The 20,177-nt window shown below is 43.0% G+C and carries 18 protein-coding genes; 8 read left to right on the top strand and 10 right to left on the bottom strand.

Going from position 1 to position 20,177, the window contains the following annotated elements:
* On the top strand, nt 1–486 hold the full coding sequence (locus C727_RS0101625; RefSeq protein WP_017443876.1) for an early set domain-containing protein: 486 nt from the start codon (nt 1–3) through the stop codon (nt 484–486).
* 89 nt (nt 487–575) lie between these two features.
* Here C727_RS0101625 and C727_RS0101620 read toward each other — a convergent pair whose 3' ends face one another.
* The 5 genes from C727_RS0101620 to C727_RS0101600 form a co-directional block, all read right to left on the bottom strand.
* Nucleotides 576–1,193 carry a thiol:disulfide interchange protein DsbA/DsbL gene (locus C727_RS0101620; protein ID WP_017443875.1) on the bottom strand — a complete coding sequence of 206 codons (618 nt, stop codon included), beginning with the start codon at nt 1,191–1,193 and terminating at the stop codon, nt 576–578.
* A gap of 49 nt (nt 1,194–1,242) precedes the next feature.
* Nucleotides 1,243–2,235, bottom strand: coding sequence for a serine/threonine protein kinase (locus tag C727_RS0101615; protein ID WP_017443874.1), 993 nt, complete (start codon nt 2,233–2,235; stop codon nt 1,243–1,245).
* Nucleotides 2,236–2,253: 18 nt separating this feature from the next.
* Complete coding sequence (locus tag C727_RS0101610) at nt 2,254–3,123, bottom strand: DUF72 domain-containing protein (protein WP_017443873.1); 870 nt, start codon at nt 3,121–3,123, stop codon at nt 2,254–2,256.
* Complete coding sequence (locus C727_RS0101605) at nt 3,123–3,497, bottom strand: DUF2750 domain-containing protein (protein ID WP_017443872.1); 375 nt, start codon at nt 3,495–3,497, stop codon at nt 3,123–3,125. The genes C727_RS0101610 and C727_RS0101605 overlap by 1 nt, the downstream gene beginning before the upstream one ends.
* 70 nt (nt 3,498–3,567) lie before the next feature.
* A complete protein-coding gene (locus tag C727_RS0101600) occupies nt 3,568–5,427 on the bottom strand; it encodes a sulfatase-like hydrolase/transferase (protein WP_017443871.1) in 1,860 nt (619 codons plus the stop codon).
* A 164-nt stretch (nt 5,428–5,591) separates the two neighbouring features.
* Here C727_RS0101600 and C727_RS17785 point away from each other — a divergent pair, with 164 nt between their 5' ends.
* The 7 genes from C727_RS17785 (at nt 5,592) to trmH (ending at nt 12,029) form a co-directional block, all read left to right on the top strand.
* Nucleotides 5,592–6,149, top strand: coding sequence for an RNA polymerase sigma factor (locus tag C727_RS17785; RefSeq protein WP_017443870.1), 558 nt, complete (start codon nt 5,592–5,594; stop codon nt 6,147–6,149).
* Nucleotides 6,146–7,633, top strand: a complete 1,488-nt coding sequence (locus C727_RS0101590; RefSeq protein ID WP_017443869.1) for a hypothetical protein — start codon at nt 6,146–6,148, stop codon at nt 7,631–7,633. Before C727_RS17785 ends, C727_RS0101590 begins: the two co-directional genes overlap by 4 nt.
* Nucleotides 7,634–7,683: 50 nt before the next feature.
* Nucleotides 7,684–8,316, top strand: coding sequence for a guanylate kinase (gmk, locus tag C727_RS0101585; RefSeq protein WP_017443868.1), 633 nt, complete (start codon nt 7,684–7,686; stop codon nt 8,314–8,316).
* 58 nt (nt 8,317–8,374) lie between these two features.
* Entirely contained in the window at nt 8,375–8,650 is a 276-nt protein-coding gene (gene rpoZ / locus C727_RS0101580; protein WP_017443867.1) for a DNA-directed RNA polymerase subunit omega, read from the top strand.
* Nucleotides 8,651–8,808: 158 nt separating this feature from the next.
* Nucleotides 8,809–10,917, top strand: coding sequence for a bifunctional GTP diphosphokinase/guanosine-3',5'-bis pyrophosphate 3'-pyrophosphohydrolase (gene spoT, locus C727_RS0101575; RefSeq protein ID WP_017443866.1), 2,109 nt, complete (start codon nt 8,809–8,811; stop codon nt 10,915–10,917).
* An 18-nt stretch (nt 10,918–10,935) separates the two neighbouring features.
* Nucleotides 10,936–11,328, top strand: a complete 393-nt coding sequence (locus tag C727_RS0101570) for a RidA family protein (RefSeq protein WP_017443865.1) — start codon at nt 10,936–10,938, stop codon at nt 11,326–11,328.
* Nucleotides 11,328–12,029, top strand: a complete 702-nt coding sequence (trmH, locus tag C727_RS0101565) for a tRNA (guanosine(18)-2'-O)-methyltransferase TrmH (RefSeq protein ID WP_017443864.1) — start codon at nt 11,328–11,330, stop codon at nt 12,027–12,029. Before C727_RS0101570 ends, trmH begins: the two co-directional genes overlap by 1 nt.
* A 5-nt stretch (nt 12,030–12,034) precedes the next feature.
* On the opposite strand, the gene C727_RS0101560 is transcribed toward trmH, so the two are convergent.
* The 5 genes from C727_RS0101560 to recG form a co-directional block, all read right to left on the bottom strand.
* Nucleotides 12,035–15,715: an AAA family ATPase gene (locus C727_RS0101560; protein ID WP_017443863.1), complete on the bottom strand. Its 3,681-nt coding sequence runs from the start codon at nt 15,713–15,715 to the stop codon at nt 12,035–12,037.
* 2 nt (nt 15,716–15,717) lie between these two features.
* Nucleotides 15,718–16,914, bottom strand: a complete 1,197-nt coding sequence (gene sbcD / locus C727_RS0101555) for an exonuclease subunit SbcD (protein WP_017443862.1) — start codon at nt 16,912–16,914, stop codon at nt 15,718–15,720.
* Between the two features lie 7 nt (nt 16,915–16,921).
* Nucleotides 16,922–17,254 (bottom strand): DUF1820 family protein, encoded by a 333-nt coding sequence (locus tag C727_RS0101550; protein WP_017443861.1) that lies wholly within the window; start codon nt 17,252–17,254, stop codon nt 16,922–16,924.
* Between the two features lie 60 nt (nt 17,255–17,314).
* On the bottom strand, nt 17,315–18,007 hold the full coding sequence (locus tag C727_RS0101545; RefSeq protein ID WP_017443860.1) for a TetR/AcrR family transcriptional regulator: 693 nt from the start codon (nt 18,005–18,007) through the stop codon (nt 17,315–17,317).
* Nucleotides 18,008–18,090: 83 nt separating this feature from the next.
* Nucleotides 18,091–20,163, bottom strand: a complete 2,073-nt coding sequence (recG, locus tag C727_RS0101540) for an ATP-dependent DNA helicase RecG (protein WP_017443859.1) — start codon at nt 20,161–20,163, stop codon at nt 18,091–18,093.
* Between the last annotated feature and the right edge of the window lie 14 nt (nt 20,164–20,177).

Genomic DNA, 20,177 nt, shown 5'->3' with positions numbered 1-20,177 from the left:
ATGAAAACAGTCAGCAAAGGGGTCTGCTGTCTGTTCGCCGCTATAGTGGCAGCAGGCTGTAGTATGACACCACAGGTGAATAACGACAGCAGTACCAGTGATGATCGTGAAAACTATTTGTACTTACGAGGTAACTTCACTTGGTGGGATATCGAAGAACACGCCAAAGTAAAACACGTAGAAGGTAATACGTATAAGTCGACAGTTGAATTAATTGCCGACGGGCAGCCATACGAGTTCAAATTTGCCGATGAAAATTGGAGCTTGGGCGCTAATTGTGGCTATTTAGAAAAAGCCGAGCAAGTGGTTACTATTGGCAGCAAGTCAACGGCCAATTGCAAAGCTAAGTTTGAGCCTTTTATCTTTGTACCGAAAAAAACGGGTGAATACGATTTTTTCATCGACTTTGACAACCCAGAGACCCCTGAAATTTGGATAGAACCGGCAGAACCTGGTTTGTTTGATAGTTTAGTGCCAACGCTTTAATTTACTCAAACTGAGCATAAAAAATAAAAAAGCCGTCAAGGAAGACCTTTGGCGGCTTTTTAATAAAATCAATTAAAACTAATTTATCATTACTTCTGCTTTAATAAGTAGTTAACTAATTCTACGTATTCTTTTTCAGATTTTACCGAACCTGCTTTAACTTTAAATTTACCATTGATAACTAAGGTAGGTACGCTGGTAATTTTATACGACTTTTGCTCGTTGCTCATTTGTTTTGCACGGCCTGCAGTCATAAAGTTGTTATAAGCATTATCATATTTTGATGGTTCTATATCGGCTTTTTGAATCAATACACTGCGCACATCATTCATGCTGTTAAAAGATTTACGGTCAACGTGGAGATGTTTAAATAAAACAGCGACACCATCCTCTTCTTTTTTTAACAGTTCTAATGCGGCTAATGATTTGCCTAAGCCTTCGGCCACTTCACGGTTGTTACGAGGCATAAAATCAACATGGCTTTTGACAAATTTAGCGTCTGCCGGCAGTGATTTTTTTATGTCGTCCATAATAGGCTCAAACGAAAAACAGTGCGGACAGTAAAATGAGAAAAACTCTTTTACTTCGGGTTTTGCGGTGGCGGGTTTACTCAGTACTTCGTAGTGTTCGCCGGCTTTAAAGTTATCGGCACAGGCTGCTAAAGGCATTAGAATAACGGCCCATAATAAGCTTTTAAGTTTATTCATATGGATATATCCAGTTGATAATTAATATTTTAGTTAAAAAATTACCTGATCATAGACCAGACATCAAGCGTAAAGGTTCCTCATCGAGCTGTGCAAGCTGCTCTTTAAAGGCTAAAATTTGGCCTTCCCAGTATTTTTGCTCAGCAAACCAAGAAAAACTATGCTGAAACGCTGGATCTTGCCAGCGTTTAGCAATCCATCCCATGTAGTGAACCATTCGCATAGCTCGCAAAGGTTCTATTAATTTAAGTTCCTTGGCGTCAAGCTCACTAAATTCTTGGTAGCCTTCTAACATAGTATCTAGTTGTAACATTTGATTATCCCGGCTGCCCGATAACATCATCCAGATATCCTGAATAGCTGGGCCGCTGCGGGCATCATCTAAATCAACAAAAAAGGGGCCGTCGCGCCATAGAATATTGCCAGCGTGGCAGTCGCCGTGCAATCTTTGACTGTTAAAACTCTGTGCATGCCATACACTTTTAGTCTGTTTAATGAGCGGATCTAAAATCGCAAAAAAGGCGGTTGTTAAGTTATCTGGTAACATCTCACTTTGTATTATGGCATCGCGCGCTGCATCTAAATAGGTGGCTGGTCCAATAGCGGGTCGTTCAACAAAGTTTTGTTTTTTTGCCGTTAAGTGCAGGCGGCCGATAAAGCGGCCCATCCATTCAAGTTGATCTAAATTATCGTTTTCAAACGAACGTCCACCAACACTCGGAAACAAAGTAAAACGATAGCCTTGATGTTCAAATAGCGTTTGCCCATTAAAAACTATTGGGGGAACTAACGGCACTTCATTTTCAGCTAGCTGGAGCGCAAATTCATGCTCTTCTAATATTTGTGCATTACTCCAGCGCTGTGGCCGATAAAATTTTACCACGTATCTTTTATTGTCATCGGCAACGAACTGATAAACCCGATTTTCGTAGCTGTTTAATGGGATCAAACCTGAACTTGGGTAAATACCAAGGGACTCGATCGCGTCTAAAATAAGATCTGGAGTTAAGTTTGAAAAACTAAAATCCTGTTGGTTTTGCATATCAGGGGTTCGCTAATGTTAAAATAAACTGTTCTGGGTGGCTGGCACTAGTGAACTAAAGTCGTTGGCAAACGGTTGTTGTTCAAGTATTGGTTGCAACATCTGCTGCCATAGTGCCGCTAATGCATGCACGTTAGCATTATCCGCGCTATGAATAAATAAAAAAGGCTGCCGGCCTTGGGCGATCCATTGTTTAAAATGTGCAAGCCAAGGTTGAATAAAAGCCATATTTTGTTCGGTTTGCATTTGCCCTATAAAGCGTACTATTGGGTGTTGCCCGGTTGCCAATACATGCACTGGTAGTTTTGGTTTTTTCTTTTGCGCATCTATGGTGGCTGGGTTATCGGCTTTTTCGGTATGCACTGGGCGTGTGTCTATCATCACTCTATCAATGTTATGCGCCATTAATAGTCGATTGAGCTCACGTTCACTCTCGCTTTTGTTAAAAAACTCAGGATGCCTCACTTCAACAGCGAGCGGTAATTGTTTTTTGTAAGTTTGAATAAATTCAACCAAAGCCGGCGATTGTGCAGCAGAAAAGTTAGGCGGTAATTGCACAAAAACTTTTCCTAGTTGTTGTTTTTGGATGAGGGGAGACAGTCTTGTTAAATATGCTTGCATTAACTCGGCAACATCATGTAAATGGCGTTCGTGGGTAATTTCGCGCGGCAGTTTAAAACAAAACTTAAAGCCTTCGCTGACGCTGTTTGACCATTTTTTAAAGGTTTCGTCCGATGGCAGTGCGTAAAAAGTTGAGTTACCTTCAACGCTTGTATAGTGCTGGCTGTAGTAGCTTAGATGTTGGTTTGCAGACAAAGCGGCAGGAAAAAAAGTGCTGCGCCATTGTGGTAACGTCCACATGGCACAGCCTAGGTGTATCAAGGGCATTATTCGGCTTCCTTGTATACTCCACTTTCTGCCAGAACTCGGGCTAGCTCAACCATTTCAACTTCAATATTTTCGCCGTTGTCTTGCCAGTTCAGACCAATCATAACGCCATCTTGGCCAAGTTCTTCTAACCAAAAATCAAAATATTCAGCTAACGGGATAGCACTCGGTTTATAATTTGACCATTCTTCGGTGCAAGTGGCTGCGGCCGCTTCTTGGCTGTGCCAAACTAATAAAACTTCGGTGTCTTCATAGGATTGAGAATCAACAACGACCCAATCTTCTTCGGCAGGATCTGCGGTTAATCCCCATAGGGTTTGCGAGCTGCGTACTTGCTCGGCGAAAGCTTGCATGGCGGCAATTTTATCAGTCATGGTTTAGTTACCTTGGTCCGTTAAATTGCCGCCATCATAAACGCCTTTTTATTAAATTACTATGGCACTTTTATTTAGGCAGAATATTTGCTGGAATATCGATTTTTTTATCATCTGCACCTTTTGCAAAATTACTAATATGATAGCTGTTGGCTTTTGACCAGTCGGCTTCTGCGCGGCCATCTCCTAAAACGATATTGCCTAGTTTTTGTCTAAACCACGCGGCTAATTTTTGATATTCAGGATCGTTAGCCACGTTGTTGCGCTCCATAGGATCGTATTTAAGGTCATATAAGGCTAACTCTGCTTTTTCGACCGGTGCGGTTAACGCCCATTGCAGGTTTTTGCCAAGCTGATTTTCCTTCACCCAGTTGTTAAATGGGCGGGTGCGCATCGAAAATCTGAATCTGTCAGTTACCATGTAAGCGCGTGGACCAATAACGATATTCACTTCGCCTAACGCATATTCACGCTTAGGTGCGTTGCCATTAATTACATCCACTAAGCTATAACCATCTAAATAGTCAAACTTTTTATCGTTAACTTTATAACCTGCGGCTTGCAGAACAGTGGGAGCAAAATCAACAAACTCAACTATATCTCGGTTAACTTTATTCGCCGGAATTAAATTTTTGTCAGAGGCTGCCACAATCGCCGCGTTGGCTATAGACTGATTCCAAGGACCAAATTTCGCTATAATGCCTTGCTCGCCTAAATGCCAGCCATGATCGCCAACAGTAACAATGATCAGATACTCTTGATTATATTTTTTGTTATAGGCTTTAAAGGCATCTATCGCTTCGCCAATTAACTGGTCACCATAAGCACAAAATGCGTAATAATCAGCAATTGCTTGTTGGCGTTCAGCCGGTGTTAACCCTTCGGCTTTCATGGCTTTGTATAAGCGTTGCAGTTGATCTGGCATTTTTGCGACCTCGGTTTTATCAAACGCAGGGACTTTATAAGTGTGTTTTTTAAAACGATCGCGAAAGCTTTTGGGCGGTAATACTGGCGTATGTGGCAGGTGGAAACCCAAGTGTACAAATTGAGGTTTATTTGGATCAGCCCCCTGCATAACCTCACCATACATGGTTTTATATGTTTTACCGGCGTTTGCAAAGTGATTGATAAACTCATCAACAATGTAAGCATCCACTGTTTTGCCGGCCGGCTGAGGGTTTTCACCGCCGATAATTAGATTTGGGTTAGCGCGGGTATAAGAACGTAACAAGCTAAATTCTTTATTTGATTGCTCAAACCCTTCGCGGTCCGCACTCGTCAGTTGGCCTTCTTTGCGCCGTAAATAATATTTACGGCTGCTGCCATCTGGATAAATCACTTTTTCGACTGTACCTGTCATCTTATATTGGCCGCCGATATGTTCATATTCGGCTTTGGTAAAAAGATCGCCAAAGCCATTTTTTTGCAAGTCGTGTTTAAAATGAACATTTTTATCGTATAGGTTAGCATCATGAAAACCTTGGCCCGGCCCCCATTTAAAGATGTAAGCATCTTCTTTGCCAAAAGTTGCCGTTTCATAACCGGCATCACGCATGTTTTGGGAGACGGTTGGTTTAATAAAATCAGGGTTTTGATGCGTAAGTTCAAAGGCGTAATGGCCATTTCTAAACGGGTAGCGGCCAGAGTGCATAGAGCCACGGGAAGGGCCACAAACGGGTGAGTTGTTAAATGCCTGAGTGAATAATACCCCTTCTTGGGCTAATTTATCTAAATTAGGTGATTCGACATACCCGATTGGGCTGTTTTTTTGACCAAATACAGCTTGGTTATAGGCTGCTACTGAGTCAGCCCTTTGGTCATCGGTAATTATCCACAAAATATTGGGCTGTTTAATATTTGCAGCTTGTATTTGCAAGGCCGAGCTTAATACAACTGTGGTCATTAGCGCACCACGGATTAATTTTTTCATAGTTTTAAGCACTTAATTTTATTAACATGTATATAAATATTGTTGCAGTGGTTGTATATGACACATTGTTAACTGTATTTTTTTAACTTTATTTGTATTTTTCTTTTTTGCCCGTTGAGTGTCATTAACCGGCGCAAGTAACAACTATAAACAGAGGGTCACATTTGACAATCGCGGACGATAATCACTGGTTAAATAAAGCAAGGCGTGGGGACGTTAAAGCGTTTTCGCGTTTAGTGGCAAAATATCAGGGTGATGTACGCTATTTTTTAGCCTCAAGAATGCAAGATTTAGACGAAGCAGAAGATTTAGCTCAAGAAGCTTTTATTGTTGCGTTCCAAAAGCTGAATGAGTTCAGTCAAGATAAAGCGTTTAAGCCGTGGGTTATGGGTATTGCTGCAAACCTAATGCGAAATTATATGCGTAAAGCCAAACCCGTATTAGTGGATGAAACCAACGAGATCGAGCGTTTAATGGAGTCTGCTATAGAAAAAATTGCTTCGGTAGATAGCATGGGATCACGTGGTGCGGCTTTAAAAGCCTGCCTTGATGAGCTGGATGGTGAATATAAACAACTTTTAATTATGCACTATGTCGAAGGTTATACCGTAGGTGAACTTACAAAGCAGCTTCAGGTTAAACATTCAACAATGACAATGCGCTTATATAGGATCCGAGATCTGCTGCGCAAATGTGTAACAGGTAAAACAGGCGAAGCATGAACGAGCAACAAATCAGGTTAATCGAACTTTATTTAAGCGGTCAGCGAGATGATCCTGAAGTTATGGCGGCGATTAAAAACAACCCGCATTTAATTGAAGAGCTGGCACGTGATAAAGTCGCCCAACGTTTAATTAAACATCAGCTATCAGCCGTGAGTGAGAATGAATTTACAGCTCAGGTCAGCGCTCGTTTAAGACAACAATCTGCGACGAACAGACCTTGGTGGGCGGTGGCAGTTGCAGCCTGTTTAGTTCTGGTCGCTGTGGTGAGTTTAACAAACGCTATTTTGCCGCCGCAGTCAACACAAACCTTAGTTAAAAATACTGAGCAAAATAACCATCAGCCAGAGCCGGTTGAACATCAGCAGAAATTGAATGCAAGTACAACGAATGATAGCAGCCAGTTAGCGCAAATAAATAACCAGCACACCGCTAAAACAAAAACAGACAGCCTAATAGACAGTGAAATGAGTCTGAGCCGCTTTGAGGTTGTTAGCGAAGGGAACTTATTACCAGCCGAAGATGCGTATTTTGAGCAAGGGAATATGGCCAATTGGCAAGTCACTGACGATAGTGTTGGTTTTGCCGAAGTGCGTCGAAATGCGGGCAAAACCGGCCAGTATGGTATTTATGTCAATACCTTAGCTGGCAAAGCTGATTTATTGTTATCTGGAATAATGTTACCAGAGTCATTTTTAAAAGGGCAAACACCACTGCGGTTAAGCTTTGACATTAAAAACCTGTCGGCGAAAGAGAATGTATTTGGCGGCTTCTCACGTATTAGTCACATGAGTAATCACCAGTATTATCGCAGTGTTCAAGGCCGCTGGTTTAATGCCCATAAAAAGTCATGGCAAAAGTTTGAACGGCTGATTTGGGTTGAAAACTTTCCACCTTCGCATAACCGTTTAGAAATTAATTTTAGAGTCGCAGGTCAAGAATGGCTGCTGGATAATATTGAGCTAACCCATGTTGCGCGTTACAAAAATTTATTGCGCGGCGACAATGCCGGTTTTGAGTCAGGTCAAGAGACCCCTTATTTGGTTGAAAAATTATACCCAGGTTACGAGAGCCAAGCGTTTGTTGAAGTGAATGAGGCTGCGGCTATAGATGGGCGCTATGGTTTGTATGTTGACTCTTACCCCGGTGAAATGAAACTTAAATTTTTACACTGGGCGTTTGATTTATCGGATTTGCCCGAAGTTGAAACCTATTGGCTGACCTTTGATGTGAGGGTGGTGCATGGTAACGCTTCGTTTGAAATTCGCCCTCGAGGCGGTGAGTCGTTGACTATCCCCAGCTGGCCAGCATCCGGATTTGCGATGACACAGTCGCAAGTGGGGGATGACGGTCTGGTTAAAGTAACAGCCCGTGTGCCAGCTGAACTGGTTAAACGTAGCCATTTTGATATCAGTGTTCATCTTAAAAAGGGCGCAATTGTGCATTTAGATAATTTTGCCTTTTCACCAATTGAGGAAGAATAGTTGCTCAATTGGTCTCGACAAGGGTAAAATAACCGTTTTCTTTACGGGTTATGCTGATGTCTTTTAAAGGTACGCTATATGTTGTTTCCGCGCCTAGCGGCGCAGGTAAATCCAGTTTAATCAAAGCTTATCTGCAGTCACATAAGGGACAGGCCGCTGTATCTGTCTCACATACTACGCGTGCACCTCGGCCGGGAGAAGAAAACCAGGTGCATTACCACTTTGTTGACTCCACGCAATTTAAACAGATGATCGAACAGCAAGATTTTTTTGAGTGGGCGCAGGTGTTTGGTAATTATTATGGCACTTCTAAAAGAGCCATTGCTGACTTATTAGATGCGGGTTTAGATGTATTTTTAGACATAGATTGGCAAGGAGCCCGCCAAGTTCGCGAACTCGCACCAGACAGCCGCACAATTTTTATTGCGCCCCCCTCGCGCGATGAATTAGAGCGGCGGTTAAAAAACCGAGGACAAGATTCCGAAGAGGTCATTGCAAAACGTATGGCCGAAGCACAAAGTGAAATGTCGCACTATCAAGAGTTTGACTATATTATTGTAAATAACGATTTTGATACCGCATTGGCCGATTTAGCGTCCATTTTGCGGGCAAATCGGTGTCGCAGTGCTCGTCAGAGCAAAAAGTATCAGACATTGTTTGCTGAACTATTGGCGAACGGCTAAGAATTCAGTACACTATTTACCCTTTTTTCCAGTTTAAGCAACGAATAGCGGAGTAAGTATGGCTCGCGTAACTGTCGAAGATGCAGTAGATAAAGTAGGTAACCGATTTGATTTGATTCTGGTTGCAGCGCGTCGCGCTCGTCAGATCGCTTCTGAAGGCAAAGAGCCTTTAGTCGATATTGATAATGATAAACCCACAGTAGTAGCCCTTCGTGAAATTGAAGAAGGTTTAATGAGCTCAGCGATTATGGATGAGCAAGAAAGACGCGAAACTCAAGCGCAAGAAGCGGCAGAAATTGCTGCGGTTGCCGCGTTTGCACAGAATCGCGAATAAACATAGGTACCGACCTGTGCCGACAGGTCGGTTGTTCTGCTAACGATTTCTAATTCAGTACTGACGTTTTTTCGCTAAATTTAATCAGCGTAAAGGGACCCAGACTTGCAGGCTGTCCGGCCTTAATTTCAATCAACTTGTTATTTAGAGGAAGTGCGGTGGACTATTGGATCGATTTACAGAAAGCACTTGATTATTTGCCTGAAGATCAGGTTGCGCTTATCGAAAAAGCGTATCAAGTTGCTGAAGAAGCACACAAACCACAAAAGCGGTCCAGTGGTGAACCTTATATTACGCATCCAGTGGCGGTTGCCCGTATTTTAGCTGGCATGCACTTAGATTATGAAACTCTGTGTGCCGCACTACTGCACGATGTAATTGAAGATACCCCTATTACCCAAGACGAATTGGCAGAAGACTTTGGCCCTGTGATTGCCGAGTTAGTTGAGGGCGTTAGTAAGCTGGATAAAATCCACTTTAATAGCAAACAAGAAGCGCAAGCCGAAAACTTTCGCAAAATGATTATGGCGATGGTGCAGGATATTCGGGTTATTTTGATAAAACTCGCTGACCGCACACATAATATGCGTACCCTAGATGCGTTAAGACCCGATAAACGTCGCCGCATTGCCACCGAAACACTTGAGATATACTCGCCAATTGCTCACCGTTTAGGCATTCACGATGCTAAAAATGAGTTAGAAAACTTAGGGTTTAAAGCCATGTACCCAATGCGTTACAAGGCTTTGTTATCGGCGGTAAAAAGTTCTCGTGGCCATCGCAAAGATGTGATTGAAAAAATCGGCAATGAAATTCGTAAGCGTATTTCTGAAACCCAGATCGAATGCCAAGTTAAAGGGCGCGAAAAGCATTTGTATAGCATCTATAAAAAGATGAAAAACAAAGAGCTGATGTTTAACGATGTTATGGACATTTATGCGTTTAGAATTATCGTTAAAGATGTGGACACTTGTTACCGCACACTTGGCATAGTGCACAATTTATATAAACCCATTGGCAACCGATTTAAGGATTATATTGCAATCCCACGAATTAATGGTTACCAGTCGCTGCATACATCTCTGATTGGGCCGCATGGTATTCCGGTTGAAATTCAAATCAGAACACAAGATATGGAGCTGACGGCAGACCGTGGGGTGGCAGCACATTGGATGTATAAAGGCGCTGGGGACAGCGGTACTACAGCGCAGGTAAGAGCTCAGCGCTGGATGAATACTTTGCTTGAGTTACAGCAAAGTGCTGGCAACTCGTTTGAATTTATAGAAAACGTAAAATCAGACTTATTTCCTGAAGAAATTTATGTGTTTACGCCGAAAGGGCGAATTATTGAATTACCCAAAGGTGCCACATCTGTCGATTTTGCATTTGCTTTGCATACAGATATTGGTTTTACCTGTGTTGGCGCGACCGTAGATCGTAAGCCCATCCCATTAAACCAAGCGTTGCAAAGTGGTCAAACTGTACATATTGTCACCTCAAAGGGTGCACGCCCAAATGCTAATTGGCTTAATTTTGTGATCACACCGAGAGCCCGTTTGCGCATTCGTAACTACTTAAAAAAGCTCAAAGCAGAAGAATCAGTTGAGCTCGGCAAGCGCTTATTAAAAGTGGCGTTGGGGGATGTTGAACTGAATGATATCCCAGACCAAAACATTGAAGATGTGTTAAAAGAAACCAAAGTTGCGACTGTTCACCAATTATTAGCCGAAATTGGTTTGGGCAACTTAATGAGTATTGTGGTTGCCCGTAAACTGTTAAAAACTGAAGTTAAAGAAGAAAAAGATCCCCTTTTTGATGAGCGTAAAGTCAGTATTAAAGGCGCAGAAGGCATGTTGGTGTCTTACGCTAAGTGCTGTCAGCCGATTCCAGGCGATCCTATCATTGGTCATGTTAGTCCAGGTAAAGGCATAGTGATTCATGTTGATAATTGCCATAACGTTCAGCGCGATCAGCATATCGAGCCATCAAAGTATTTTAATGTGAGCTGGGATAATTCGCCGTCCGAAGAATTTTCCTGCGCACTACGTATTGAGCTGCATAATGTGCATGGTGCTCTGGCTCAGGTCACCAGTGCCATTGCCAAAATGGGTTCAAACATTCAAAGTTTATATTCTGAAGAAAAAGATAGTTATATTTATATCGTTGACTTGATTTTAACCGTTAACGACCGCAAACACTTGGCGCAAATTATTAAAAAAGTGCGCCATATTGATGAAGTTCAGCGCATTGTGCGCCACAGAAAATAACCGTTAAGGATTTTATTTATGTCCAAACAAGTCATTTCTACCGACAGTGCTCCGTCAGCGATAGGCACTTATAGTCAAGCTGTTAAAGTGGGTTCAACCGTTTATCTTTCAGGGCAAATTCCTTTGCGAGCAGAAGATATGGAAATGGTCACCACTGGGTTTGCCGATGAAGCGCATCAGGTATTTAAAAACTTAGCAGCCGTTTGTGAAGCCGCTGGTGGCTCTTTAAACGACTTAGCAAAAGTGAACATCTACTTAACTGATTTGGCCAATTTTGCGCAAGTGAATGAAATCATGTCGCAATATTTTGCTAAACCTTATCCAGCACGAGCAGCAATTGGTATTAACCAACTGCCAAAAGGTGCGCAAATTGAGATCGATGGGGTAATGGAGATTCCAGGGATCAACTAATGACACCAGCCCGACTTGCGCGCTTAAAGCGATTTTTTGACAACCGCCAGACAGACTTAACCGTTTGTCTGGAGCATGTCCATAAAACCCATAACCTGTCTGCTATTGTTCGCACTGCCGATGCTGTCGGGGTACATAATGTACATGCTATTATGGCGCTTGATAATCCGCTACGCAGTGGCCTACGCACAGGCACCGCCCGAGGCACTCAAAACTGGGTTAACGTGCATAAACATGATCAGTTATCAGATGCGCTACAAACTTTTAAAGCACAAGGTATGCAGTTAGTCGCCACTCATTTATCGGATACCGCGATTGATTTTAGAGAGGTTGACTACACTAAACCCACTGCAATTTTATTGGGCCAAGAAAAATACGGTATTTCTAAGCAAGCGCTCGCCGCTGCCGATCAGCACATAATGATCCCAATGGTTGGCATGGTGCAGTCACTTAATGTTTCGGTCGCGTCTGCTTTAATTTTGTATGAAGCTCAGGCTCAACGTGAAAAAGCCGGATTATATGGCCGCTGTACACTTGATGAAGCCGAGCAACAAAGATTGTTATTTGAACGGGGTCATCCGGTTTTTGCCGAACTTTGCATTCGCAAAGGTTTGCCTTATCCATACATTAATCAAGAAGGCGAAATCGAGGCGGATGATGACTGGTGGCAAAAAATGCAAGCAGTACAAACACCGGCTTAAAGCAGCTAACCGGCGGGTACTTTAACAGCAAACTCAGGATCTAAACGGCTATAACCCAAGCCGTTATTTTTATGTACTTTAATTTGTACAGGTATCCGTTCTTTTAATGACTCTATATGGCTTATCACCCCTATCATGCGGCCGCTTGCATTCAATCTGTCTAAACAGTCAAGCGCTATATCCAGCGTATCGGCATCTAAAGTGCCAAAACCTTCATCTAAAAAGAGAGATTCGATTTGGGTTTTATGACTGACTAAATCAGACAAAGCTAATGCCAGTGCTAAACTCACTAAAAAGCTTTCACCGCCAGACAGAGTTCTAGTATCTCTAGCCGTATCGGCTTGCCAAGTATCAATGATAGATAGTTCTAAATTGTCTTCCGGTTTACGGGCTAATTGGTAACGCTCGTGCAGTTGTAACAGGTGCTGGTTTGCCAGCAAAACCAATTGCTGAAGCGTTAAACTTTGGGCATAACGTCTGAACTTATTGCCGTCGGCAGAACCGATTAAACTATTTAAGCGGGTCCAATGTTGCCAATCTGTTTGTCGTTGCTGCCATTGTTCTAATTGCTTAGCATGGCGCTGACGATTAACCGAATCGGCTTTTAACTGCTCACTGAACCGACCAATATGCTGTAAACATTCTTGATATTTTTGACTGAGTTGTTCGGCTTCGGCCGTTAAATCAGTGTATTGCGTTTCTTTGTAATGGGCTGGCTGTTGAGCTTGGTGCTGCTGATTAGCGTGCTGGTAGAATGAGAGTTGTTGTTCACTTTGCTGCAAATTGTTTTGCATTTTTGCAAACTCAGTTTCCTGTCGTTTTATCTTTTCTGCTGGCCAGCAGGCTTGCTGCCATGTTTGTTGGTCACTAAAAGGGCTCGCTTCTAACGCATTTTGCCAGCGTTTTAGCGCGTTCTGGTATGTTTCATCAAGTTCGCTGAGGTGTTGCTCTAATATCGATTGGCGGCTTTGTAAGCCAGATAATTCGTTGCTTAACTGGTTATGATGGTTTTGCGCTTGTTGCATAGCTTGCAGTTGTTGCTGTGCATCTTGCTGCATCTTTGCACGCCACTGGGTGATGCTTAAACCTGTTAATAACTGATCCAGCGATTGTTGCAATTTTTGTTGTTTTTGCTGAGCATTTTCAACTTGTTGGTTTAGCTCTGCATGTTTGCTGGTTAACTCAGTCAGTTGTTCAGTTAAATATTGTGCTTGCTGAGAGAGTTGTTCAGTTTCTTGTTGAATTTTAAGTTGTGCTGAAAATTGCTGCTGATAAGCTTGCCAGCGTTCAGTGAGTATTTGAGGCCAGTTATTTTGCCTGTCAGTATTTATGCCAAAAGCCATTAATTGTTGTGCCAGCGCTTGTTGCTGCAGCTCTGCTTCAGTTTGCAATTGAGTCATTCGGGCTTCAAGCGTGTGCAGCTGGTGCTCAGTTTGCTCAAGCTGTATTTTATTGTGCTGTTGAGCTTGCTGGTTGTGCTGCAACTGATGCTGACATTCAAGCTGAGCTTGCTGCTGATCTTTTAGCTCGCTTTGACATTGCTCAAGTTGTTGGTGGCAGTGTTTGTCTTGTTCAATTTGCTGTTGTAGGTCTTTCGGGATCTCGGTTGCCAAAGTCAGCGCTAACTCGGGCAAATATTCTTGTACTTGGTTGACAATTTGCTGACTGCGGTTTTGCAATAGAGTTAATCGCTGTTGCAGGCGATCTTGTTCTGTTTGCAACTGGGTAATTTGCTGGCGCTTCGCCGATTGGTCACCTTTAAGTTGCACGCCTTGTTCAGTTTGCTCGGCAATTTCTTGCTCTAATTGCTGTCGGCGTTGTTGGTACTCGGCGACAGGGTTGGCTGGTAGGTCATTTGCAAATGGGTGTTCGGTCGCACCACATAAAGGGCAAGCTTGCCCGGCCATCAGTTCAGCGCGTTCAGCTTCCAGTCGTTCGATTTTTTGACTTTGTTGAATGAGGCGGTTTAAGTCGGCAACATGGATATTTTTTTGTCTAACCTGTTGTCGCATTGTTGCTAATTCTTGCTCCATTTGAGCTACTTGCTGCTGCAAGTTTTGTTGCTGTGCTTGCTGTTCTACAAGATCTTTTTGGTGGTGTTTAAGTTGCGTATTCGAATCATCTAATTGCTGAATATGGTATGCCAATGTTAATAATTGAGTCGCAGTAAGGCTGGGCCAATGCAGTTGATTTTTCAGCACACTGATGGTTTTTTCTTGCTGTTGGTTTTTATTGAATAGCTGCTGCTGTTGCTGCTGATAAAGCTGATATTGCTCTACGAGCTTGTTGCGGTTCTGCCAGAGTTTTTGCTGCTGGTCACTGGCCTGCTGATGTGCTTGTTGCTGTTGTTGGATAGTGTTTTGCAGCTGTTTAATACTATGAGCCTGTTCTTGCCAGTAACTGATTTTATCCTGATTTAATTGCTCGTCTTGAGCATGTTTTTGTAGCCACTCATCAATTTGTTTTAAGCGCTGTTGATTATTTTGCAGGGTTTGTTGCACTGGCTGCTGTTTTTGTTCTGCCTTTTGCTGTTCGAACGTTATTTTTTTTTGTTGTTGGGATAAGGCGTTTAGCTCAGTCGTGATTTCAATAATTTGTTTATTCAGTGGCTCTGCTTGATCTTGCAGCATTTGTTTTTGCTGCTGATGTAAATCGTTTAGCTGATGACTCTGTCGCTCGGCTAAGGTCAATTGCTCAGCTGCTTGCTCTTTGTATTGCTCACAATGCAAGATTTTTTGCTGGGTTAGCGAGACTTGCTCGCGGGTTTTGTTCAGTTGTTCTGCTAACTCTTGCGTTTTTTGCCAGCTTGGCTGCAATTCGGCGGCTTGTTGTACTGCTTGTAATAAGTGGCGCTGGTGCTCGCTTGTTTGCCAGTGTTGTTGGTTTTGATTAACCTCAGTTTGTGCTTGCCTTATTTGTTGTTGTAATTTTTGTGCTTGCTGACGCCAATTGAGGATTTCATTTAGTTGCTCTTGTTGCTGTTTAAGGTGCTGGGCTTGATTTTGTTTATCGGCTAAAGCTTGCTCTATATCTTGTTTGTCTTGTTCACCTAACAATTGAATATTATCGAGCTGGTCTTTTATACGTGTTAATTCAAGTTCGCTATTTTTATGATTCAGGTGTACTTGTTTGGAGATCTGACTATAAATTTCTGTGCCGGTTAGTTCTTCTAACAACTCGGCTTTTTCATTACTTTTGGCGTTTAAAAACTCGGCAAAGCGGCCCTGAGATAACATCATGGATTGGGTAAATCGGCTAAAGTTTAAACCACTTAGAGATTCTATTTGGCGTTTTACTTCCGGCAACTTGTCAGCCAAAATTTTGCCTTCTGACAGGGATTTTAACTCTGCTTTTGGCGGTTGTAGGCGGCCATCTGATTTACCCCTTGAACGTTTTTGTTGCCAGCTAGCTTGGTAATGCTGACCTTTAATGGCAAACTCAACTTCGGCGTAGCAGTGTGCTGTGTGCCGAGTCATAAGCTCATTTTGTGACTGTGACACTTGGAGTCTGGGCGTTTCATGGTAAAGGGCTAAACAAATAGCATCGAGCAAGGTACTCTTGCCTGCACCTGTCGCGCCAGAAATCACAAATAACCCATTGCTGACAAAAGGCTCTTGCTCAAAGTTTATTTGCCAGTCTCCTTTTAGAGCATTTAAGTTGGTAAAACGGATACGACAAATTTTCATAACTAAAGTGGTTCTTTATTCACTTGTTCTAGGCATTGTAAAAACCGAGTTTGCAAAGCTCGACTTTGCTCAGAATCCAGCTCGATTTCTGTGAGCCGTTGATTAAACACATCGGTGACTTTTAATTCGGTTAACGAGCTGGTTTGGATAAAAGCGGGATCTAGTTGAGCGGCTTTGCGGGCACGCCGAACCAGCAGTACTTCAACCGGATAATCGGCCGCAATTTCATGCACCTGCTGTTGTACTTTTGCATGATAGTCGGTGGCTGAGATTTCAATGTCTAACCAATAGGGCAGCTTATGTGCAGGTAATGCGGCGAGCTCTGCCGGTAACTGCTGTAAACTACAGCAGATTTGTTTAAGAGGTTGAAATTCAGGCACTGCTAATAAATGAATAGGATCTGCTGCTAAAGTGTCGTATATAACCACAGATTTTTCACTGCTTTTTTCATCAAAACTCATCGCTAACGGTGAGCCTGAATAGCGTATTTTGCCCGTTGGGCCGATTGCTTGTGGTTGATGGATATGGCCAAGTGCCAAATAGTCAAAATCGGGTAAAACAGACGCAGGCAAGGCTTCTAAGCTGCCGATATAAATATCTCGAACAGAGTTGGTTTTTTTAGAGTTTAATAAAGTTAAGTGGCCACTGCCGATGATAGGCAAAGACGCTATTCCAACTTGCTGGCTGAGGGCCTGTGCTCGCTCAAATAAAGCTTGATAATGACGACTTATGGCGTGTTGCAGATCCTGATGGCTGCTTTCGCTTGCAGATAAAATATCTCTTGGCCGTAAAAACGGGACGGCACAAAAGACAGCCGCAGGCTCGCCTTGGGCGTTTTGTAACGTGAAAATCTGTTCTTGAATAGCGCTTGCTTGCGCTGTGGTGACTAAACGGCAATTTAGCGCCGCATATAACGACTGGCACTCGTTTAACACAGCGACAGAGTCATGGTTGCCTGCTAATAAAATTAGCTGACAATTTAGCTGACTGAGTTGAACAACAAACTGGTTTAGCATTTTGCGGGCGTAACTTGCAGGTGCGCCCGTATCAAAGATGTCGCCCGCAACTAATACTAGATCTATTTGCTGATCACGTACCGTTTTTATTAGCCAGTCTATCAATGCCTGATGTTCGGCACTACGGTTGCGGTTATAAAAGTTTTGTCCCAAATGCCAGTCTGAAGTATGTAAAATTCGCAAAATAAGTCTACTTTTTAGGGCTCGGTGTATAAACGGGACGGTTTAGCTGCGTAACCTTGTCTGACAAGCTGGTTATTTTAGCCGTGCCTTGTTTTTGTACCTGATCGATCCTAAGCACATTGTGCATTGGCAAATAGGTTCGTTCAACATTTTCAAACTCAGACTTTAGTTTTTCTTCGCTGGTATCTAATACCAGGCTGCTATGGGTGTTCCATACGAAGTCACCAATTTCTATAAAACCAAATAAGCTGCTAGTTGATAGGCTTTTTACATAAACTTCGTACTGCTCGCCATTGTTGATGAACTGAATTTTATATAAAGGTTGATTTTTATCGCTCATAAAAACTCGTTAATTGTGCTAATTACAAAAGCACTATTTTAATCAAGCTGATGCACTGCGTCAGTCAGTTTTTGCAAAAATATTGCTAAGTCCCCAGAATCTAGAACCGCTGCGCTCGCTTTTATCGTCAATATAACCCCGCCATAGTTGTTCTAACGCCTGCCGTGACTCTTGTTTAAAATCAGGTTGGATCAGGCTAAAATTTTGCGTTTTGGGTTCGGCTGGATGACTGATTTGCCAAATACCTAGCAGTAAGGCATAACTGCGCATTAATAGCTGGGCACAATTAACAGGGTTGTCTTGGTTGATTTTTGTGGCAAGTATTTTTGCACATTGGTTAAGCATTTCAGACAGTGCTTGCCTAAATTCGGTCAGTCGTTCTGCTGCGACATTTTTTTCAATGATGGAGGTGCTTAAACTGGCTAATGAAAAAAATTGTGGTTGTTGTTCTATATAGTGGCAAAGGGCATTAATCCATTGTTCTATGTTAGGTTTATCATCCTGCAGCGCTTCATTGATATCGTTAAACCAAGCTTGATAATGACGCTTTAGCATGGCTAAAAAGATTTCTTCTTTGCTTTTAAAATATAAATATACTGTGCCTTTAGCAACACCAGAGTGCTGAGCAATCTCAGATGATGTAGGCAATGCGTCTGGATTTTGATCAAATAAGTCTGAGGCCGCTTGTAAAATGCGTTCTCGCTTCTGGTTTTTAGCTTCGTCTGTACGTGCGCGCTTGCCTGTGGTTGACATTTTTATCTCTCCTTGTTTTTTGACTGTTTTTCAGCCACCCTGAATACTATTCTATCCTTGCCTTTGTATTAGGGTCAAACCTTCTATGCCTGACTGTAGTCTTCGTTATGGCTGGTCCAGCGGTGAATTATTTTATCCGCCTGCGCTGGTGCATTTTGTAATAGCGCATTGGCGCACTCGCGAGCCGGCTCAATAAGCTTTTGATCACGCATTAAGTCGGCAATTTTAAATGCCATATCACCGGTTTGCCGAGTGCCTAATAGCTCACCGGGACCGCGGATCTCTAAATCTTTTTGTGCAATATAAAAACCATCGGTGCTTTCTCGCATCACGCCCAGACGTTTATGGCCGATATCAGACAAAGGGGTTTTATACATTAATAGGCAGTGGCTTGCGACACTGCCCCGACCGACACGACCACGCAATTGGTGCAACTGAGCCAACCCTAAACGTTCAGGGTTTTCAATAATCATCAAACTGGCATTTGGAACATCTACACCAACCTCTATGACTGTGGTGGCAACTAATAAATCTATTTGATTATTTTTAAATGCATCCATTACCTGTTGTTTTTCTGCCGCTCGCATACGGCCATGAACTAAACCTATGCTTAATTGAGGTAGCTGATTCTGTAATTGGCTGGCGGTCTCTTCAGCCGCCTGGCATTGCAAGGCTTCAGATTCTTCTATTAAAGTGCAAACCCAATAGGCCTGACGTTTATCTTTGTGACAGGCATCGGCAACACGCTGAATCACTTCCTCGCGGCGGCTATCTGGTACTACGAGCGTTTGTACTTGGGTACGCCCTGGCGGTAACTCATCAATGATTGAGGTGTTTAAATCGGCATAAGCTGTCATCGCCAAGGTACGCGGGATGGGGGTGGCTGTCATAATGAGCTGATGCGGAAAAATATCTTGTTGTTGGCCTTTTTCACGTAAACTAAGCCTTTGATGAACACCAAACCTATGCTGTTCGTCAATTATGATCAGGGCCAGAGATTTAAATTCGACGGAGGCCTGAAAAAGAGCATGGGTGCCTATGACCATCTGGCTTTCACCGCTGGCAATGCGCTCGCTGGCTTCTCGTTTTTGTTTGCTGGTTAAGCGGCCCACCAGCCAGTCTACTTTTATCCCAAGTGGTGTAAACCAGTTGGCAAAATTAACTGCATGCTGCTCGGCCAGAATTTCAGTGGGCGCCATGAGCGCAACCTGATGTCCATTGCCAAGTGCAGTCAAGGCGGCCAGCGCTGCAACGAGCGTTTTGCCTGAGCCAACATCACCTTGCACCAAGCGCATCATAGGGTAGCTATTAAGCATATCTTGTTTGATTTCACTGCTCACTCTGAGTTGTGCTTGAGTGGGCTGAAAACTAAGGCTTTTTAAAAATTGTAAAACCAGCTCTTTGTCGGGTTGCATGGCGTAGGCTTGGTGAGCTTGTACAGCCGCGCGGATTTTCTGCATGCTTAGGTTGTGAGCGACTAACTCTTCTAGTGCCAAGCGCTGTTGAGCTGGATGTCTGCCAGCTTCAAGCTCGGTTAATAAAACTTCGGATGGTGGTCTGTGCAAGATTTGCAACGCTTGTGGCAAACTAAGGCAACCTGGTGTTAAATGTGCCGGTAATAATTCTTCTATTTCGCTCGCTGCCAATTTGTTCAATGCTTGTTCGGTTAGCTGGCGTAAACTTGATTGTTTTAGTCCTTCTGTTGTTGGATAAACGGGCGTAAAAGTATCATCTAGTGGTTTATTTTGCTGGCTGTGATAATCCGGATGGATCATTTCTAGGCCATCACGACCGCGTTTTACTTCGCCATAAATAGTGAGTTTAAGGCCCTCATGGAATTGTTTTTTTTGGGCCGCGGAAAAAGCAAAAAATTTCATTGTCAGTTGGCCGCTGCCGTCGCTGACTCTCACTGTTAATAGACGTTTTTTTAGGATCACTATATTGGCATGCACAACTTCGGCGCAGATTGTGGCGTGGCTATCAGGTTGAAGGTCGGTAATTGCGGTTATCCGGGTGCGATCTTCATACCGTAGCGGCAAATGAAATAGCAGGTCTTCAACTGAAAAAAGATTGAGTCGTTTTAGCTTTTCGGCAATTTTAGGGCCAACCCCTTTTAATGAAGTTAAAGGCTGGCTGGCGAGTCGGCTTAAAGACATAGGCGCTAATATAC

This window comes from Gayadomonas joobiniege G7 (genome assembly GCF_000300815.1).
GTDB lineage: Bacteria > Pseudomonadota > Gammaproteobacteria > Enterobacterales > Alteromonadaceae > Catenovulum > Catenovulum joobiniege.
Note: the sequence above shows the minus strand (reverse complement) of the source record. Positions and strands in the feature narration are given on the sequence as shown.

What these genes read in the sequence shown, in the direction of transcription:
- C727_RS0101625 (WP_017443876.1), top strand. Translation starts at nt 1, where the DNA reads ATGAAAACAGTCAGCAAAGGGGTCTGCTGTCTGTTCGCCGCTATAGTG.
- C727_RS0101620 (WP_017443875.1), bottom strand. Translation starts at nt 1,193, where the DNA reads ATGAATAAACTTAAAAGCTTATTATGGGCCGTTATTCTAATGCCTTTA.
- C727_RS0101615 (WP_017443874.1), bottom strand. Translation starts at nt 2,235, where the DNA reads ATGCAAAACCAACAGGATTTTAGTTTTTCAAACTTAACTCCAGATCTT.
- C727_RS0101610 (WP_017443873.1), bottom strand. Translation starts at nt 3,123, where the DNA reads ATGCCCTTGATACACCTAGGCTGTGCCATGTGGACGTTACCACAATGG.
- C727_RS0101605 (WP_017443872.1), bottom strand. Translation starts at nt 3,497, where the DNA reads ATGACTGATAAAATTGCCGCCATGCAAGCTTTCGCCGAGCAAGTACGC.
- C727_RS0101600 (WP_017443871.1), bottom strand. Translation starts at nt 5,427, where the DNA reads ATGAAAAAATTAATCCGTGGTGCGCTAATGACCACAGTTGTATTAAGC.
- C727_RS0101590 (WP_017443869.1), top strand. Translation starts at nt 6,146, where the DNA reads ATGAACGAGCAACAAATCAGGTTAATCGAACTTTATTTAAGCGGTCAG.
- gmk (WP_017443868.1), top strand. Translation starts at nt 7,684, where the DNA reads ATGCTGATGTCTTTTAAAGGTACGCTATATGTTGTTTCCGCGCCTAGC.
- rpoZ (WP_017443867.1), top strand. Translation starts at nt 8,375, where the DNA reads ATGGCTCGCGTAACTGTCGAAGATGCAGTAGATAAAGTAGGTAACCGA.
- C727_RS0101570 (WP_017443865.1), top strand. Translation starts at nt 10,936, where the DNA reads ATGTCCAAACAAGTCATTTCTACCGACAGTGCTCCGTCAGCGATAGGC.
- trmH (WP_017443864.1), top strand. Translation starts at nt 11,328, where the DNA reads ATGACACCAGCCCGACTTGCGCGCTTAAAGCGATTTTTTGACAACCGC.
- C727_RS0101560 (WP_017443863.1), bottom strand. Translation starts at nt 15,715, where the DNA reads ATGAAAATTTGTCGTATCCGTTTTACCAACTTAAATGCTCTAAAAGGA.
- C727_RS0101550 (WP_017443861.1), bottom strand. Translation starts at nt 17,254, where the DNA reads ATGAGCGATAAAAATCAACCTTTATATAAAATTCAGTTCATCAACAAT.
- C727_RS0101545 (WP_017443860.1), bottom strand. Translation starts at nt 18,007, where the DNA reads ATGTCAACCACAGGCAAGCGCGCACGTACAGACGAAGCTAAAAACCAG.
- recG (WP_017443859.1), bottom strand. Translation starts at nt 20,163, where the DNA reads ATGTCTTTAAGCCGACTCGCCAGCCAGCCTTTAACTTCATTAAAAGGG.